Here is a 16,839-nt window from a genome sequence, read left to right on the forward strand (position 1 = left end):
GCGCTGTAACCGCCAACCCGACGCCAGGCGTCTTGCCGCTGCGAATCTCACGCACCACCACCGAACCGCCACCAATGGTCACGTTGGAGGAAATCAGCCCGGACGACACCACCGTCGCATCGCAGGTACTGCGATCACCACTGCGCACGGCGGGTTGGCCGTTGACCGTGACCTTTTCCGAGCCTTCGGCCAGAAACTGCGGCGGCATGGGCGGGTGCTTCATACACACCACCAGGTCCAGCGGCTTGGGCACAGCGCCCGGTGCAGGTGTGGCAACGGTAGGGCGCCACATCTGCGAAAAGAAACCTGCGGCCATGTCCAGATAACTGGCTTCGGGTTCCGGTTCGGGCGCTTCCAGCTCAGTACCGGCCGGTGTGACATGGGAACTGATCGCCCCGGCCGCACGAGCCGCAGGCATGTTATTGGTCAGGGTGTCGGTGGAACCGGTGAGAATGTTCGCCTGCACCGTGGGCGGAAACAGGGCGTTACTGAAGGCATCGCATATCTTGGTCAGCCCTTTGTCCGCGCCACTTTTGCTCATGGCTAGGCCAACAATCGTGCCCACCACCGCACCCAGCAGGAAACAGCCGAGGCCACCGGTGACCACGGTAATGCCGGTGGCCGCAACCGCGGCCGCCGTCGCCACCGCCGTGATCGCGATATTGGCCGCCACTTCCAGCACACCGCCGAGGATGTCCGCCATCATCGAGGTGTGGGAAAGCGCATCGCCCATCCGGGCTGCCCATAACGCGTCAGACATGCAGGCGGCTCATCAAGAAATAGCGTCGAACGACAACGAGTTTTTGATCAATGCCCAGTGCGCAGCCTCGGCATCGCCTAGCTTTTCGGCCTTCACATAACTCAAGGCGAGCATCTTGCGCGTACCCGGCAACACCAGCGCCAGCTGATACTGGAACACCTTGTCATTGCCCTTGTTGAACTGGCTGCGCAACTCGATACCTTCCACCTCTTGAGCGGCGCCCAGGCTCACGGTAACGCTGGGTTGGCAGCGCAAATCCTGCACCTGTTTTTCCAGGCGCTTGAGTTGGTCGTCGAAGTTGCTGTGCAACGTTTCGCCTTCGGCCAGCAAGCTGCGGCTGACGATCAAAGAAGTGCCCAGCTCGGGAAACTTGAGAATATTGATCGTCGCGTCCTGCAACTCTGCGGCCGGCAGCTGGAACTGAAATTCGTTGATTCGGTACGTCATGGCAAACAGGTCTCGTCAGGAGCTTTTAGGCGTGGGGAACGCGGCTTTGATATTGGCGTCGATGCTGGCTTTGACGCCTTGGCCATCGGGCGTGGCGCCAGCGCCGCCGCCGTTGTTGAGGTGCAGAAGGCCACCGGTATTAAACTCGGCATCGCCGCTGGCATAGAAGCTGATGTTCACACCCGTGAGGTTGATCTGGCCGCTGGCATTCAACTCCAGAATGCTTTCGCCGCAGACCAGCCGCAGGTTCTCGCCCACTTCAATCACGTAGCTCTGGCTGATGCTGTCGGTCTTCCTTTGGCCCACCGAGAGAATGTCCTCCTGCTTGACGATGCGCAGGCGGTTATTACCAATCATCACCGTCTCGTTATGCCCAATGCTCTTGTTGCGGTCATGCCCCACCGAGTGGCTTTCATCCACCTCCACCACGATGTCCTGATTGCGCTCGGCGTGGATATACAGCTGCTCCAGCCCCTTCTTGTCCTCCATACGGATTTCATTGAAGTTGGCCGGCGTGCCGCCTTTGCTGGAGCGGCTTTTCATGCCGCTCTGGGTGGCGTTTTCCGGCAGGTCGTAAGGCACGGTCTGTTCGGCGTTGTAGACACGGCCGGTGATGATCGGGCGGTCCGGGTCGCCTTCCAGAAAGCTCACGATCACTTCCTGGCCGATCCGTGGGATCTGCATCGAGCCCCAGTTCTTGCCGGCCCAGGACTGCGACACACGAATCCAGCATGAGCTGTTTTCGTTGGATTGGTCGTGACGGTCCCAGTAGAAGTGCACCTTCACGCGGCCGTACTGGTCGGTCCAGATTTCCTCGCCCTTGGGACCGACCACCAGCGCAGTCTGCGGGCCTTTGACGATGGGCCGATAGGTGCTGGCCAGCGGTCGGAAGCTTTGTTGGGCGTCAATACAGGTGAGGCTGCTTTCGAACTGCGCCGACCCCGAGCCGCCGCCGGTTTCCAGGCTTTCCTGGACGATGGCATAGCGGCAACCGACGATCAGGTACTCGCGGTTCTGGTCCTGGCGGCTGAAACCGGTGAGGCTGAACAAATGGCCCGAGCCCAGGCCCCGCGCATTACCGTTGAACTCGATCTGCTCATGCAGGGTTTGCAGGGCTTCGATGCGGGTGCGCGCATAGTGCTCACCGTCGGCGCTTTGCACGTAGGTGCCGGGGTAGTCGTACAGCGGGTAGTCGCCGGCGGTGTGCGGGCGCGGCATGGCCGAGCGCACGTCGATACTGGCGCTGGGGCGCTGGAAGTCGTAGTCGTTAAGCTCCAGCGACCCAGGCTGCACTTCCTGCGCCAGGTGCCAGTTGTGCATATGGTCGCGTTCGCGCTGCTGCTCGTCCTTGGGGTAGTACGGGATCGACGCATAGCCCGGCACCGTGGTGTGGGCGCCATAAGCATCGGCCAACACCAGCACATGACGGTCCTGTTCATGGCGGAAGAAGTAGTAGATACCTTCCTGTTCCATCAAGCGGCTGACGAAATCGAAGCTGGTCTCGCGGTACTGCACGCAGTATTCCCACTCGCGATAAGGGCGGCTCAGCGCGTCTTCGAAGTCGGAGAAGCCCAGGTCGCGGAACACTTGCTTGATGATCTGCGGGATGCTCAGGTTCTGGAAAATCCGGCAGTCCGAGGTGCGGCTGAGCAGCCAGAACCATGGGCGCAGGGTCACCTGATAACTGGCGAACTGGCCTTGGTCGATATTCTGGCTGCAACGCGCAACGATGCCGTGGAAGTGCCGCTCGCCACCGTCCGCCAGCTGCACGCCAACGCTCATCGGCTTGCCCAGCAACTGGTTAAGGTCGATGTTGGCGTCCAGAGAGGTCAGTCGCAGCTCATAGTTGAACAACCTGCCCAGCTCTTCGCCGCCGCCCATTTCATTGAGCAGCAGCACATCCGGCCCGAGCGGGCTGGTGATCTTGGCCAGGCGTGAGGCTTGGTTGAATAGCATCGGTAGTCCCGTAAATACCTAAATAACTGAAGAAACCGAATCCAACTGTGGGAGCTGGCTTGTGTGGGAGCCGGGCTTGCCCGCGATGCAGGCACCTCGGTGTGGCAGGCGCACTGAGGTGATGCTATCGCAGGCAAGCCAGCTCCCACACAAGCCCACTCCCACAGTTGAATTGCGTTTCGTCAGGTCAATCGCTGAAGTCGTAGTGCAATTCATTATCCCGGCTGCTGATACGCACACCCGCCAGTGCCTTGCCTTCGAGCATGCGCGTAAGAAACTCACGGCTCATGTCCGGCAGCAGGCTGTTGGTGAGAATGGTGTCGATCATGCGCCCGCCACTTTCGGTTTCGGTGCAGCGCGAGACGATCAAATCGACCACAGCGTCGTCGTAATCGAAGGCGACTTTGTGGGTGTTCTCCACGCGCTTTTTGATGCGGCCCAGTTGCAGGCGGGTAATCGCCTTGAGCATTTCGTCGCTCAGCGGGTAATACGGAATCGTCACCAAACGGCCCAGCAGTGCCGGCGGGAAAATCTCCAGCAGCGGTTGGCGCAGGGCCTTGGCGATTTCTTCCGGCTCCGGGATGTTCGCCGGGTCTTTGCACACCTGGGAAATCAGTTCAGTGCCGGCGTTGGTGGTCAGCAGGATCAGGGTGTTCTTGAAGTCGATCACCCGGCCTTCGCCGTCCTCCATCACGCCCTTGTCGAACACCTGGAAGAAGATCTCGTGCACGTCCGGGTGGGCTTTTTCCACCTCATCCAGCAGCACCACGCTGTAGGGTTTGCGCCGCACCGCTTCGGTCAGCACGCCGCCTTCGCCGTAGCCGATATAACCCGGTGGCGCGCCCTTGAGTGTGGACACGGTGTGGGCTTCCTGGAACTCGCTCATGTTGATGGTGATGACGTTCTGCTCACCGCCGTACATGGCTTCGGCCAGGGCCAGGGCGGTTTCGGTCTTGCCCACACCCGAGGTGCCGGCGAGCATGAACACGCCAATCGGCTTGCTTGGGTTATCGAGCCCGGCGCGGGAGGTCTGGATGCGCTTGGCGATCATCTGCAAGGCATGGTCCTGGCCGATGATGCGTTTCTTCAGGTGCTGGTCGAGGTTGAGCACTGTCTCCAACTCGTTGCGCGCCATGCGGCCCACCGGGATGCCGGTCCAGTCGGCGACCACCGAGGCCACGGCCTGGTAATCCACGGTCGGCAAGATCAGCGGGGTTTCGCCTTGCAGCGCAGTGAGGCGTTGTTGCAGGTCGAGCAGTTGGGCGCGCAACTCATCGTTGCCGCTGTCTACCACGCCAGCTTTTTCGCGCAAGGTCGCGCGAGTTGCCAATAGCTCATCAACCAGGGTTTTTTCTTCGGCCCAGCGGCTTTCCAGAGTCGCCAGGCGCTCACGTTCGGCGCTCAGCAAGGTTTCGCTATTGGTTTGACGCGCACCAATGGCGATACCGATGGCATGCTCGCGGGCGATGATTTGCAGCTCGGTTTCCAGCGCTTCGATGCGACGGCGGCTGTCGTCCACTTCGGCTGGTACGGCGTGCAAGCTGATGGCGACGCGTGCGCAGGCAGTGTCCAGCAAGCTGACGGACTTGTCTGGCAACTGACGTGCGGGGATGTAGCGGTGGGACAACTTCACCGAGGCTTCCAGGGCTTCATCAAGGATCTGCACCTGATGGTGTTTCTCCATGGTCGAGGCCACGCCGCGCATCATCAGCAGCGCTTTGTCTTCCGACGGCTCGGCCACCTGTACCACCTGGAAGCGGCGGGTCAGCGCGGGGTCTTTCTCGATGTGTTTTTTGTACTCGGCCCAGGTCGTGGCGGCCACGGTACGCAAGGTGCCACGGGCCAGCGCAGGCTTGAGCAGGTTGGCGGCGTCGCCAGTTCCGGCGGCGCCACCGGCACCTACCAGGGTGTGGGCTTCGTCGATAAACAGAATGATCGGCTTGGGCGAAGCCTGCACGTCTTCGATGACCTGGCGCAGGCGCTGTTCGAACTCGCCCTTCATGCTGGCACCGGCTTGCAGCAGGCCCACGTCGAGGCTGCGCAGTTCCACATCCTTGAGCGCAGGCGGCACGTCACCGGCGACGATGCGCAGGGCGAACCCTTCGACTACAGCGGTCTTGCCCACGCCGGCTTCGCCAGTGAGGATCGGATTGTTCTGACGTCGACGCATCAGGATGTCCACCAGTTGGCGGATCTCTTCATCACGCCCCACGATCGGGTCGAGTTTGCCACTGCGCGCTTGTTCGGTCAGGTCGACGGTGAAGCGCTTGAGCGCTTCCTGCTTGCCCATCGCACTCGGCGCCATGGCACCGCTGGCTTCGCCAGGTACGCCGGCGTTGAAGCCATCGCTGGCGCTCAACGCATTCTCCGGTGAGTCGCCGACGTATTCGTCAAAACGCTCGCTCAAGGCTTCGGGTTTGATCTTGTCGAACTCGGCGGACAAGCCCAGCAGCGCATGGCGCAGGCTCGGCGTCTTCAGGATACCCAGCACCAGGTAGCCGGTACGCACCTGGCTTTCGCCGAACATCAGGCTGCCGTAGACCCAGCCGCGCTCTACGGCTTCTTCCACATGCGACGACAAGTCGGTGATCGACGTCGAACCACGCGGCAAGCGGTCCAGCGCTTCGGTCAGGTCACGGGCCAGGCGCGCCGGCTCCACGTTGAACTGGCGGATGATGCGGTGCAGGTCCGAGTCCTGCAGTTGCAGCAACTGGTGAAACCAGTGGGCCAGTTCCACATACGGGTTGCCCCGCAGTTTGCAGAACACGGTGGCGGCTTCGATGGCCTTGTAGGCCACGCTGTTGAGTTTGCCGAACAGTGCGGCGCGACTGATTTCACCCATGCTCTGGATTCCTTGAGGTAGTGGCGTGATCGGCGTAATGCCGGGCCAGGATTAGGTCGTTGGCGTCATGCTCGGGTTGGCCGAGCCAAGTGTTGAAGCCCAGGCGGAAGTGGCCATTAAGTTGCAGCTTTGGGACTTCGGGTTGTTGCAAAACCAGGTTCAAGTCCCAGTCCAGTTCATGGCCCAGGTACTCGGCCACCCACGCCACCAGCTCGTTGAACGGCTGGCTGCCGGGCAGCATGCCCATGTAATCGTCCAGCTTGAGCGGGCCGAGGCGGATGCGGAATTTATGCTGGCGATCCCACACATGGCTGCCCAGGCAAAAGTCCACGCCCAACTGGTTGGCGCTGACACTCACGCGGCTGCGCTCTGGCAGTTCCAGCCACTGGCCGACGTATTCTTCAATCTCTACCGGCAGGCCGAAGTACTCGCTGAGAATGGCCTTCAAGCCGTCCGGGTAGCGGGTTTGCGCCGACAGGTGACCGCTGTAGTGCAGCTTCGCGGTATCCGGAATCAACCCCTGATTCAGCAGGCTCGGCATGCCTCGACCACACAGCGCTGCGAGGCGCGCGGACCAGTAGTCATCATCCGGGCGGTCGTGGCTGACGGTCGGTCGCGCCTCGGCCCAGGCCCGGTAAAACAGGCTGAGCAGGCGATGGTGGAACACATCCAAAAACTGTTTGCTGGTGCTGTCGGCGTTGTTGCGCTGGCGTTCGCGCACGTACTCGGTGATATGCAGCGGCAACGGGCCGTTGGGGCCGCCGAGGCCGAAAAAGAATTGCTCCAGCCGCGCTGGTTTGCCATCGCCGCCAGGGTCGACCGAGGCCAATGTGGCCGGTGCGAAGGTGCAGTCCGCCTGCTGCCCCAGGCGCAGCGGGTCATCGGCCAGGCGCAGGGAATGGCCCAGGCGCGGCAGCGCTGGCGATTCGCACTCGATACGTCGCAGCGCCTGGAAGAAATCGTATTCCCAGGGCTCCTGATGCATCGCATCCAGTGTGTTCACAGGGTCGGACGTCGACCGGGCTTGGCTTTCCATCGCATGATCTCGCCGCGTTCGGTGGTACGGATCACCGTCTCGGTAAAGCTGTTGATCGACACATAACGTGCCAGGAAGCGTTCCAGCACCGCACCGAGCAGGAACACGCCGGTGCCGCGAAACGCGTTTTCATCGAATTCCAGGGTGATTTCCAGACCGCGCCCAAACACGATCGGGCCGGGCATCGGCAGGCGCCGGGTCACCGCTTTGCTGCTGACCTCACGCAAACCTTCGATCTGTAATTGCAGCGCCGCGTCGTTGCTGTCGCCATACAAGCGCAACAGTTCGCGCAAGGCGCCGGCGCCCTGGCCCTGCTCGCTCAGCGACAGGTAGTTGAGCGACAGCTGGCTGATCAGGCGCCAGGCCTTGGCGTCATGGGCATGGCTGGCACGCGGACGACTCGGCCCGGCCACGCAGCGCACCGACAACACCGGCGCGCTGTCGGCCAAGGTGAAGTCGGTCTTGCCGTTGCCCACGCTCATGAACAGCGGCAAATCGCGGTTGGTACACAGCGCGGTCACGCCGAGCTGGCGCAAATCATGGCGGTACGGCGCTTGCTGGCTGTCGACCAGGCTGACAAAGGTTTCGCTGCCCACATAGGTAGAGCGCGGGCCGTTACGGCGTTGGTCGCTGGACAACACGCGAGGTTCACGGCGCAGGGTGTAGTACGCCTGGTCGCGGCCATAACGCGATGGATCACGCACCGCATAGAACGGCAGGAACGGCTGCTCCGGCCCAGTGCCATGGCCGGTGATGCCGCTCAACGAGTGAATTTCGAAATCCATCGGCCGCGTGCGGTCGGCGATGACATGGTGTTCGTTGACACGGTCCGACAGGTGAATGCGGTCCACGCGTTTGGGAAACAAGTTGATCGCCGGCGTGCAGAACGGCATGAACTGCGCCGCGCCGACGCTGCCTTCCAGGCTCGGCTCGTGACGGTCGAACAGCACGATCAGCTCCAACTCCTGGCCGTCGCAGCGTTTCACCGCACGGCTCAGCTGCGCGAATTCAACGAACAGGAAGCGGTGGGGCAGGGCGAAGTATTCCTGCAGTAGCCGATAACCCTGAAACGCGCGCGCCACCACCGGCATGGCCGCATCGGCATCGTCAAAACCACGGGAGCGCAGCGCGTCTTGCGGCAGGCGCTCGACCCAATCACCACCGGGTTTGCGAGCAAACACGGCGCAGGCGTTGCCGAGTAACTGTTCGTAGAGCCGAAACGGCTGCTCATCGGCACCGCTGAGGTACAGCGGCAGGTTATCGAGGTCGAGGCTGTTGAAGGGTAATTCGGCGCCGGTGCGCAGAGTCAGGCGCAGGCCGGCTTTGGCTTTGGGCTCGCTGGCGGCCAGGCGTCCCAACACAGCGGCGGGGTTGCCGAAGTACTCAGCATTACTGACTTGCAACGGCCACAGCGTCACCGGGTGCGCGGTGCGGTACTCGCAGCAGGTCTGGGTTTCGCGGCCCAAGGCGGCGCGCAACACTGTGTCGCGCGGCAATAGGAAACCACTGGCCAGCGAGCCTTCGTCGGGGTCGGTCTGCATTTGCACCACGGTCATCGACGGCGTGGGCGCGAGGTAGTGCGGGTAAGCGATTTCCAGCAGGTTATGGGTGAAGGTCGGGTACTCGGCGTCGAGCTTGAGCTGCACCCGGGCAGTCAGGTAGGCAAAGCCTTCGAGCAAGCGTTCGACGTACGGGTCGGCGCAGTCCATGCCGGACAACGTCAGCCGACTGGCGATCTTCGGGTATTCCTTGGCGAACTCGGCGGCGCTTTCGCGCACGTGGTGCAGTTCCTGGTTGTACAGCTCCAGCAGGCGCGGGTTCATGGGCGCCTCCGCTGGTCGGCATTGACCACACGCACATGCCCGGATTCCAGATCGAGGTCGGTTTGCAGCAGCAGGCGCAACGGCACCGGCTGCGCCCACAGGTCGCCTTCGATCTCGAAACTCAATGCGTTGTGGTTCATCTCGCCATGGCCCACGCGGGCTTTTACGCGCAGCGTGTGGCGCAAAATACGTGGTTCAAAAGTGGCAATCGCCTGGTAGATCAAGGCTTCCAGGGCTTTGATATCCACACTGGAAACGCTGTTGCCGGCCAGCGCAGGCAGGCCGTAATTGACCACCGATGTGCCAGCCGGGGTGTGCAACGTGGCATCGGCGTCGAGGAGCGACGTGGTGTTAAGCAACCACGCCAGGTCACGCAGCACCGAGGCTTTTAATTGGGTCAGGGACAGCACGCGTTTGTCGGCGCTTTCCTTGAGGTTGGTTGGGTCATCGTCGGTCAGCCGGTCCAGCAGGGACGGTTGCAGACGGTCGCGGGAAGCGATTTCAGTTACCACCAAAGCAGCTCCACGGACGGGCTAAGAGAGGGACAAGGTGCCAGGGGCCGCAGCGAGGTGCTGCGGCCGCCAGGGCTATCAGCGCTTGGTGTTGGAACGGATGTTCCAGCCAAACTTGATCGCGCCGCCGTCTTTGGTGCCGTCGGCTTTCTGCGGCTGGTAGTCGACCATCACCTGGGCGAAGTTCAGGGTGACGTTTTCGGTCAGGCGATCATCGGTGCCCGAGCCGCCGGTGCTCAGGGACGTGACCAGCACTTCTTCCAGGTTGATCACCATGTACTCGACCTGGCTTTCGCCGCCGGCCTTGCGCACGGTCAGCTTGACCTTGTCGATGTGCTTGCCGCTGGCGCAGTGCATCATCAGGTTGGGCGAAGCCTTGTCGACGTACTTGGTCAGCGACAGGTCCTGGATATTCACCTTGCCCGCGCCGCCACCGCCGCCCACATGCATGTTGCCGGACTGGGCCATGCCCCAGCTCCAGTTCAGCACGTCGATTTCGTCCTTGTGGGCCTTGTCCATGGACTCGCCCTTGATGTCGCCGATCTTGATGAAAATATCAACAGCCATGTTTTCTCCCTGTGTGGCACGGGCCACTGAATTTGGTGATGCCCAAAGGGGCAATGCTGTTCTGTGGGAGCTGGCTTGCCTGCGATTGCATCACCGCGGTCTGACTGAAAAACCGAGGTGCCTGCATCGCGTGCAAGCCCGACTCCCACAGAAGAGCCGGTCCTACCATTAGTTATGCGCTTTTTGCCGAAGGCAGTTTCGATACCAGGCGCAACGACACGGTCAGCCCTTCGAGCTGGTAGTGCGGGCGCAGGTAGAACTTGGAGTTGTAGTAACCCGGGTTGCCTTCGACGTCTTCCACGATCACCTCGGCGGCGGCCAACGGGTGCTGGGCCTTGGTGGTTTCGGTTGAGTGCGCAGGGTCGCCGTCGACGTAGTTGAGGATCCAGTCCTGCAACCAACGCTGCATCTCGTCCTTCTCTTTGAAGGAACCGATCTTGTCGCGCACGATGCACTTCAAGTAGTGGGCGAAGCGGCAGGTGGCGAACAGGTACGGCAGGCGCGCGGCCAGGTTGGCGTTGGCGGTGGCGTCCGGGTCGTCGTATTCGGCCGGTTTCTGCAACGACTGGGCGCCGATGAACGCGGCGAAGTCGGTGTTTTTCTTGTGCAGCAGCGGCATGAAACCGTTCTTCGCCAGCTCCGCTTCACGGCGGTCGCTGATGGCGATTTCGGTCGGGCACTTCATGTCCACGCCACCGTCATCGGTAGGGAACGTATGGGCCGGGAGGTTTTCCACTTCACCGCCGGATTCCACGCCACGGATGCGCGAGCACCAGCCGTAGTGTTTGAACGAGCGGTTGATGTTCACCGCCATCGCGTAGGCGGCGTTGGCCCAGGTGTACTTGGAGCTGTCGGCGCCGTCGGTGTTTTCTTCGAAGGCGAAGGCTTCCACCGGGTCGGTCTTGGCGCCATACGGCAGGCGCGCCAGGAAGCGCGGCATGGTCAGGCCGATGTAGCGCGAGTCTTCCGATTCACGCAGCGAGCGCCAGCCAGCGTATTCCGGGGTGGTGAAAATCTTGGTCAGGTCGCGCGGGTTCGACAGTTCCTGCCACGAACCCATGCCCATCACGGTGGGCGAAGCAGCGGCAATGAATGGCGCGTGCATGGCGGCGCAGACCTTCGACAACTCACCCAGCAGCTCGACGTCCGGTGGAGACTGGTCGAAGTAGTAATCGCCCACCAGGCAACCGTACGGTTCGCCGCCGAACTGGCCGTATTCTTCTTCGTACATCTTCTTGAAGATCGGGCTCTGGTCCCACGCCGTGCCCTTGAATTTCTTCAGGGTCTTGTGCAGTTCAGGTTTGGCGATATTGAGCACGCGAATCTTCAGTTGCTCGTCGCTTTCGGTGTTGTTGACCAGGTAGTGCAGGCCACGCCAGGCGCTTTCCAGCTGCTGGAAATCCGGGTGGTGGATGATCTGGTTGACCTGGGCGGTGAGCTTGGCGTCGATGGCGGCGATGATCGATTCGATCGACTTGATCGCGTCATTGGAGACCAGGTCCGTCTGCGCCAGGGCTTGTTCGGCCAGGGTGCGCACAGCGGTTTCCACGGCTTCGCGGGCACGCTCGGTCTTGGGTTTGAATTCTTGCAGCAGCAGGTTGGCGAACTCGCTGGCTTCTTCGGTAGCACCCAGGATCTGGCTGCCTTCGCGGGCGGTATTGTCGGTCATGATTACTGGTCCCCTGCTGGCTTAGGCGCGCTGGCAAGTGCCTGAAGCAGTGCCGGGTCCTTGATCGCCTTCATGATGATTTCTTCAGCGCCGGTCTTGCCGTCCATGTAGGTCAGCAGGTTGGCCAACTGGGTGCGGGCTTCGAGCAGTTGCTTGAGGGAATCGACTTTGCGGGCCACGGCGGCCGGGCTGAAGTCGTCCATGCTTTCGAAGGTGATGTCCAGGCTCAGGTTGCCTTCGCCGGTCAGCTCATTCGGTACGTGGAAGGCTACGCGTGGCTGCATGGCCTTGAGGCGCGAGTCGAAGTTGTCGACGTCTACTTCAAGGAACTTGCGATCAGCCACAGGCGCCAGCGGCTCGGCAGGCTTGCCGGCGAGGTCGGCCATCACGCCCATCACGAAGGGCAACTGGACCTTTTTCTCGGCGCCGTAAAGCTCGACGTCGTACTCGATCTGCACTCGAGGCGCACGGTTGCGCGCGATGAATTTCTGAGAACTTTGCTTCGCCACGTTGCTGCTCCTGGTCGCTTGAGCGACGGTGTTGTTACTGCACAGTCCGGCGGCTTATTCGCTTTCCGGGCCGCGCAGGTTTTCAAATTGGGAAATGCCGTCGGGGATCAGATTGCGCACGATGGCCGCAAAGTCGGCGTGCACCAGATGCTTCGCCCGGTTCAACAGCACCGGCAGCGGGCTCGAAGGCTCGTGCCGGGTGTAGTACGCAAGGATCTTGTCGAGGCTGCGCAGCACGTCATCGCGGGTGGCGATGTCGCCCGTTGGGCGCGGTGCTGCGGGGGCGGCGGCGAAATCGACCGAGGGGGCATTGTCTTCACTGACAGCCTCGGGTTCGCTGCTGCCTGCAGGGTCGGGTACGGCTTGATTGAGGATCTGCAGCGCCTGCTTGAGCGGTTGCTTCAGCAGGCTCAGGTCCACGCCCTGGGCCGAGCCGACCTGGTCGCTGACTTGTTGTTCGATGGCCTCGCAGGCGGCACGCGCGGCGCTCAGGGCGTCGCGCGTGGCTTGCAGCTGCTCGGGGTCGCTGTCGAGGAACGCGGCGTTGAGTTGCTGGGCGCCGAGTTGTTCATCCGGGAAGTTCGACAGGCCGCTGGCGTTGAGCGCCGCGCGCAGGCTCACTGGCCCAAACGTGCGCGAGCGCGTGAGGATGCTCTCGCGCAGCAAGCGTATGGTTGCGTCGCTGGTCAAGCCGGACAGGGCGTTGATGCGTACGGTGGGGTCGTTATCGTCGTCGGCATCCAGGCGCGGGTACAGGTCGGCCCAGTATTCGCGCAGCAGCGCGTTGATCAGCGTAAGGACTTCGGCAAGCCCGGCCACACCCTGGAGGGCGAGGGAGCTTTGCAACAGGAAATGGGTGATGCGCAGGTCTTTGCTGCGTTGCAACAAGTCGAGGCTTTGCTGCTGGATGCTACGCCACTGCGGGGGTTCGGCGGGCAGGATCGAGTCGCCCATGCTGCGCTCGGGTTGGCCCTTGGCGTCACGTTCCAATTGAAGGAATTGCGCGTCATATTCCATGTCTTCACCACAGGGCGAAGTCGCGGAAACGGCGGCGAGCAGCAACGGCACATCCACTTGATTCGATCTCCTTATCAGCCCGTTAGACGGCGGGCAATGCATGCATAAGTTACGCAATGAACTTTGCATGTTTTCTTGGTCATATATTCAGTGCGCCACTATTGCGCCATCACTTATGTTCAAGAAGTTGTGCATTTTTGGTGTAGTAGTTACGCGTTGTCAAGGTAAGCTACTCGCCCTCTGTGACAGATGTGCGGTGTTTAACACACTGCGCGACTGACGGGGCTGACGGCGGCCCAGGACAGGGTTTTTGTCACAGAAGCCGGTTAAGATCAGCAATCATGCTGACAAAAGCAGATTTTACGGTCGTTTGCACGACTTGGCAGGGCGCTTGCGGGAAGCGCCCTCCCTTGGAATAGGCCGCGCGCGATGTATCAGCAAGGAGGCAAGATGTCGCTGTGTTTGACTATCACTAGTTATCACAAGATTACCCCTGGGCAATGCCCTGAAAAGTCCATGGATCAGGGCGTGATGGCTATTGGCCGCAATTCCGACAATGACTGGGTACTGCCTGACCCAGAGCGGTTAGTCTCCTCGCAACATTGCGTTATTCAATACAAAGATGGCCGTTACTACCTAACCGATAACAGTACGAACGGCGTGGAGCTGGTTAAGGCCGGCATCCGAATGCGCAGAGGGAACAGCGAGCCGTTGCAAGATGGCGAGTTGATCCGCATCGGCGATTACGAGATCCAGGCACGTATCGACTTCAACGTGCAGGCGCTTGATAGCCAGCCGTTCAGCGGCGATTCGCCGAACAGTTTTGAAGCGCTGATGGGCGCGGTGGCGAACAAGCCTGCACCTGCACCTGCACCTGTGATCGCGCCGCAGTTCCAGGGCGCCTCGTCGATGGACACGCTGCCGGACCTGTTCGACTTCCTCACTCCGACCACCGTGCCGCCGCCAACTGTGGCGGACCACGTACCCAGCGAGCAGCACGATTTTCGTCCGCCAACGCCGGTCGCGGTGCCTGTGGTCGAGCAACCCGTGGTGTCGGGCTCGGTTATTCCTGAAGACTGGGATTTGTTCGGCGACACGCCCGCGCCCGTTGTTGCAGCGCCACAGCCGGTTGCACCACCTGAACCGCCAGCAGCGCCGGTCGTCCAGCCAACCGCCCCGGCCATCACCCAACAGCCCGACTTGCTGCAAGCCTTCCTGCGCGGCGCCGGGCTGGACCAATTGCGCCTCGACAAGGCTCAAGCCGAAGCACAAATGGAAAGCATCGGCCGCAGCTACCGCCTTATGGTCGAAGGCCTGATCGACGTGTTGCGTGCCCGCGCGAGCCTCAAGGGCGAGTTCCGCATGCAGCAGACGATGATCCAGCCGGCTGAAAACAATCCGTTGAAATTTGCGCCGAATGCTGACGAAGCCTTGCTGCTGCTGCTTCGTCATGGCAACCAAGCGTTTATGGCGCCGGACGTCGCCGTGCGCGAGAGTTTCGACGACCTGCGCGCTCACCAACTGGCAGTAATGGCCGGTGTGGAAGCGGCGATCAAACACCTGCTCACGCGTTTTGAACCGGCACAGCTGGAAGAGCGCATGGGCAAGCCCGCCGGGCTGTCGAGCCTGTTCAACGGCTCGCGCCAGGCGCAGTACTGGCAGCAGTTCACCGAGCTCTACAGCAATATTTCCCGTGAGGCCCAGGAAGATTTCCAGGACCTGTTCGGTCGCGAATTCAGCCGAGCATACGAAGAACACAGCGCACGACAGCGACGCTAAAACGCGCCGCAATAATGGATAAAACGGATAGCTAAGTACGTCATTGAGGACGCAGGATGATTCCCAGGTTTTTACTCGCAGCCGCCACCGCGCTGTTGCTGACGGCGTGTGCCAAGGACGCGGTCAAACCCGAGGTTGCCGCTGAAGCCGAAGCGGGCACTGCCGCCGTCGAGCTGCACTTTCACGCCATTGCCGGGCTCAACCCCGGCGCCAACGGCCAGGCTGCTCCGGTGCGGGTGCGCATTTTCGAACTGAAAAACGCCGCCACCTTCAGTCGCTCCGACTACTTCGCCTTGGCCGATCGCGCGCAATCCACCCTTGGCCTGGACCTGCTGGACCAGGATGAAGTGATGATCCAACCCGGCCAGCAACTGAGCATCCAGCGCGACCTTGACCCTTCCACACGCCAGATCGGCTTGTTGGTGGGCTATCGCGAGCTGGACCGCGCGCAATGGCGCACGGTGCTCACGGTTCCGGCGCGCCAATACACCGAATATCAGATCAGCCTCGATGTGCGCGCCGTACGCGCCGACGTCGTGGTTCCCCCATCCAGCCCTGCCCAATAAAACCCTCGGAGCCCCCATGTCCTGGAACAATCGCGTGGTCTGGTCGGAAGGCATGTTCATCGGAACGCAGCACTTCCAGCAGCATGACCGTTACCTGGAAAACCTCATCGACGCGCGCAGCCGACCGTTGTCCGCCGGTGCCTGGGGCTTTTCCGAGTTGCTTATTGATCAGGGCCTGCTGGCCCAGGGCAAGCTGGCGATCGTGTCGGCGCGTGGCCTGTTGCCCGACGGCACGCCGTTCAATATTCCCCAGGATGATCTGGCGCCGAGCCCGCTGAATATCGACGACAACCTGCGCGACGGCCTGGTGTACCTGGCCTTGCCGCTCAAGCGCGCCGGTGCGCGAGACACGGTGGATGAAGGCGAAGCGCTGGAAGCGGCACGGTACGTCAGCCAGGTGCGCGAAGTGCGCGACGATAACGCGCCGTTTGAAAACCGCGCGCCAGTGGCTGTGGGTTCCCGAGCGCTGCGCCTGTTGACCGCGCAGGATGGCATCAGTGACTACGCCGCCATCGGCCTGGTGCGCATCAAGGAAAAGCGTGCCGACCGTGCACTGGTGCTGGACGATACTTACATCCCACCGGTGCTGGACGTGGCCGCGAGCAAACCACTGACGGCCTTTCGCAGCGAACTGCTCGGCCTGTTGCACCAGCGCGGCGAAGCCCTGGCGGGCCGCGTGGTCGCCTCGGGCGCGGGTGGTGCTTCGGAAATTGCCGACTTCATGCTGCTGCAATTGGTCAACCGCGCGCAGCCGCTGATCCAGCATCTGAGCCAGTTAAGCCCGCTGCACCCTGAGCGGTTTTTCAGCGAGCTGGTGAGCCTGGCGGGTGAGTTCGCCACGTTTTCCACCACGGGCCGGCGCCCGCAGGAATACCCGCAATACCAGCACGATGACCTGATCCTGAGTTTCGCCCCGGTGATGGCGGCCCTGCGTGAAGCGCTGTCGATGCTGATCGACAGCAAAGCCACGCCGATCCCGATTGTGGAAAAAGCCTATGGCATCCACGTGGCCATGCTCGCCGACAAAACCCTGCTCGACAGCGCCAGTTTCATCCTCGTGGTACGCGCCGACGTGCCCGGCGAAACCCTGCGCGCCCGCTTCGGCCAGCAGAGCAAAGTCGGCTCGGTGGAGCACATCCGCGACATGGTCAACCTGCAATTGCCAGGTATCGGCCTGCTGCCGTTGCCGGTTGCGCCACGCCAGATCCCGTACCACGCAGGCAGCACCTATTACGAGCTGGACCGTGGCAGCGAGCACTGGCAGCAACTGAACAACTCCGGCGGGTTTGCCTTCCATATCGCCGGGCAGTTCCCGGGCTTGAACCTGGCCTTCTGGGCGATCCGAGGATAATTGGC

Annotated in this window: 14 protein-coding genes; 3 read left to right on the plus strand and 11 right to left on the minus strand. The window is 61.8% G+C overall.

The features are described 5' to 3' along the window. The 11 genes from AOA62_RS27060 to tssA all read right to left on the minus strand — a co-directional run. Nucleotides 1–760: PAAR domain-containing protein (locus tag AOA62_RS27060; protein WP_178075663.1), on the minus strand; the 760-nt coding region annotated here is incomplete at its 3' end. A gap of 12 nt (nt 761–772) precedes the next feature. Then, nucleotides 773–1,207, minus strand: a complete 435-nt coding sequence (locus AOA62_RS27065; protein WP_017135816.1) for a DcrB-related protein — start codon at nt 1,205–1,207, stop codon at nt 773–775. 15 nt (nt 1,208–1,222) lie between these two features. Next, entirely contained in the window at nt 1,223–3,163 is a 1,941-nt protein-coding gene (locus tag AOA62_RS27070) for a type VI secretion system tip protein VgrG (RefSeq protein ID WP_099550246.1), read from the minus strand. 187 nt (nt 3,164–3,350) lie between these two features. Beyond that, nucleotides 3,351–6,005, minus strand: a complete 2,655-nt coding sequence (tssH, locus tag AOA62_RS27075) for a type VI secretion system ATPase TssH (protein ID WP_017135818.1) — start codon at nt 6,003–6,005, stop codon at nt 3,351–3,353. Next, nucleotides 5,998–7,041 (minus strand): type VI secretion system baseplate subunit TssG, encoded by a 1,044-nt coding sequence (gene tssG, locus AOA62_RS27080; protein ID WP_099550247.1) that lies wholly within the window; start codon nt 7,039–7,041, stop codon nt 5,998–6,000. The genes tssH and tssG overlap by 8 nt, the downstream gene beginning before the upstream one ends. Next, nucleotides 7,005–8,864, minus strand: coding sequence for a type VI secretion system baseplate subunit TssF (tssF, locus tag AOA62_RS27085; RefSeq protein ID WP_099550248.1), 1,860 nt, complete (start codon nt 8,862–8,864; stop codon nt 7,005–7,007). The genes tssG and tssF overlap by 37 nt, the downstream gene beginning before the upstream one ends. Next, nucleotides 8,861–9,376: a type VI secretion system baseplate subunit TssE gene (gene tssE / locus AOA62_RS27090; RefSeq protein WP_026013585.1), complete on the minus strand. Its 516-nt coding sequence runs from the start codon at nt 9,374–9,376 to the stop codon at nt 8,861–8,863. The genes tssF and tssE overlap by 4 nt, the downstream gene beginning before the upstream one ends. 78 nt (nt 9,377–9,454) lie before the next feature. Continuing rightward, on the minus strand, nt 9,455–9,943 hold the full coding sequence (locus AOA62_RS27095; protein WP_005792512.1) for a type VI secretion system tube protein Hcp: 489 nt from the start codon (nt 9,941–9,943) through the stop codon (nt 9,455–9,457). Between the two features lie 172 nt (nt 9,944–10,115). Further along, the gene (tssC, locus tag AOA62_RS27100; protein WP_017135822.1) at nt 10,116–11,612 is read right to left on the minus strand and encodes a type VI secretion system contractile sheath large subunit; all 1,497 of its coding nucleotides are present in this window, start codon (nt 11,610–11,612) and stop codon (nt 10,116–10,118) included. Nucleotides 11,613–11,614: 2 nt separating this feature from the next. Next, nucleotides 11,615–12,121 carry a type VI secretion system contractile sheath small subunit gene (tssB, locus tag AOA62_RS27105; protein ID WP_017135823.1) on the minus strand — a complete coding sequence of 169 codons (507 nt, stop codon included), beginning with the start codon at nt 12,119–12,121 and terminating at the stop codon, nt 11,615–11,617. A gap of 54 nt (nt 12,122–12,175) precedes the next feature. Continuing rightward, complete coding sequence (gene tssA / locus AOA62_RS27110) at nt 12,176–13,195, minus strand: type VI secretion system protein TssA (protein ID WP_099550249.1); 1,020 nt, start codon at nt 13,193–13,195, stop codon at nt 12,176–12,178. 393 nt (nt 13,196–13,588) lie between these two features. Between tssA and tagH the strand changes: the two genes are divergently transcribed. From tagH to tssK, 3 genes are read left to right on the plus strand one after another with little or no spacing between them, the layout of a single operon-like run. Beyond that, nucleotides 13,589–14,917, plus strand: a complete 1,329-nt coding sequence (gene tagH / locus AOA62_RS27115; protein WP_099550250.1) for a type VI secretion system-associated FHA domain protein TagH — start codon at nt 13,589–13,591, stop codon at nt 14,915–14,917. Between the two features lie 56 nt (nt 14,918–14,973). Further along, the gene (gene tssJ / locus AOA62_RS27120; RefSeq protein ID WP_099550251.1) at nt 14,974–15,483 is read left to right on the plus strand and encodes a type VI secretion system lipoprotein TssJ; all 510 of its coding nucleotides are present in this window, start codon (nt 14,974–14,976) and stop codon (nt 15,481–15,483) included. A gap of 16 nt (nt 15,484–15,499) precedes the next feature. After that, complete coding sequence (tssK, locus tag AOA62_RS27125; protein ID WP_099550252.1) at nt 15,500–16,834, plus strand: type VI secretion system baseplate subunit TssK; 1,335 nt, start codon at nt 15,500–15,502, stop codon at nt 16,832–16,834. Nucleotides 16,835–16,839: the final 5 nt, after the last annotated feature.

The organism is Pseudomonas sp. 2995-3 (assembly GCF_002742565.1).
Taxonomy (GTDB): domain Bacteria; phylum Pseudomonadota; class Gammaproteobacteria; order Pseudomonadales; family Pseudomonadaceae; genus Aquipseudomonas; species Aquipseudomonas edaphica.

Coding starts and splice junctions, on each gene's coding strand:
- AOA62_RS27065 (WP_017135816.1), bottom strand. CDS start 1,207: ATGACGTACCGAATCAACGAATTTCAGTTCCAGCTGCCGGCCGCAGAG.
- AOA62_RS27070 (WP_099550246.1), bottom strand. CDS start 3,163: ATGCTATTCAACCAAGCCTCACGCCTGGCCAAGATCACCAGCCCGCTC.
- tssH (WP_017135818.1), bottom strand. CDS start 6,005: ATGGGTGAAATCAGTCGCGCCGCACTGTTCGGCAAACTCAACAGCGTG.
- tssG (WP_099550247.1), bottom strand. CDS start 7,041: ATGGAAAGCCAAGCCCGGTCGACGTCCGACCCTGTGAACACACTGGAT.
- tssF (WP_099550248.1), bottom strand. CDS start 8,864: ATGAACCCGCGCCTGCTGGAGCTGTACAACCAGGAACTGCACCACGTG.
- AOA62_RS27095 (WP_005792512.1), bottom strand. CDS start 9,943: ATGGCTGTTGATATTTTCATCAAGATCGGCGACATCAAGGGCGAGTCC.
- tssC (WP_017135822.1), bottom strand. CDS start 11,612: ATGACCGACAATACCGCCCGCGAAGGCAGCCAGATCCTGGGTGCTACC.
- tagH (WP_099550250.1), top strand. CDS start 13,589: ATGTCGCTGTGTTTGACTATCACTAGTTATCACAAGATTACCCCTGGG.
- tssJ (WP_099550251.1), top strand. CDS start 14,974: ATGATTCCCAGGTTTTTACTCGCAGCCGCCACCGCGCTGTTGCTGACG.
- tssK (WP_099550252.1), top strand. CDS start 15,500: ATGTCCTGGAACAATCGCGTGGTCTGGTCGGAAGGCATGTTCATCGGA.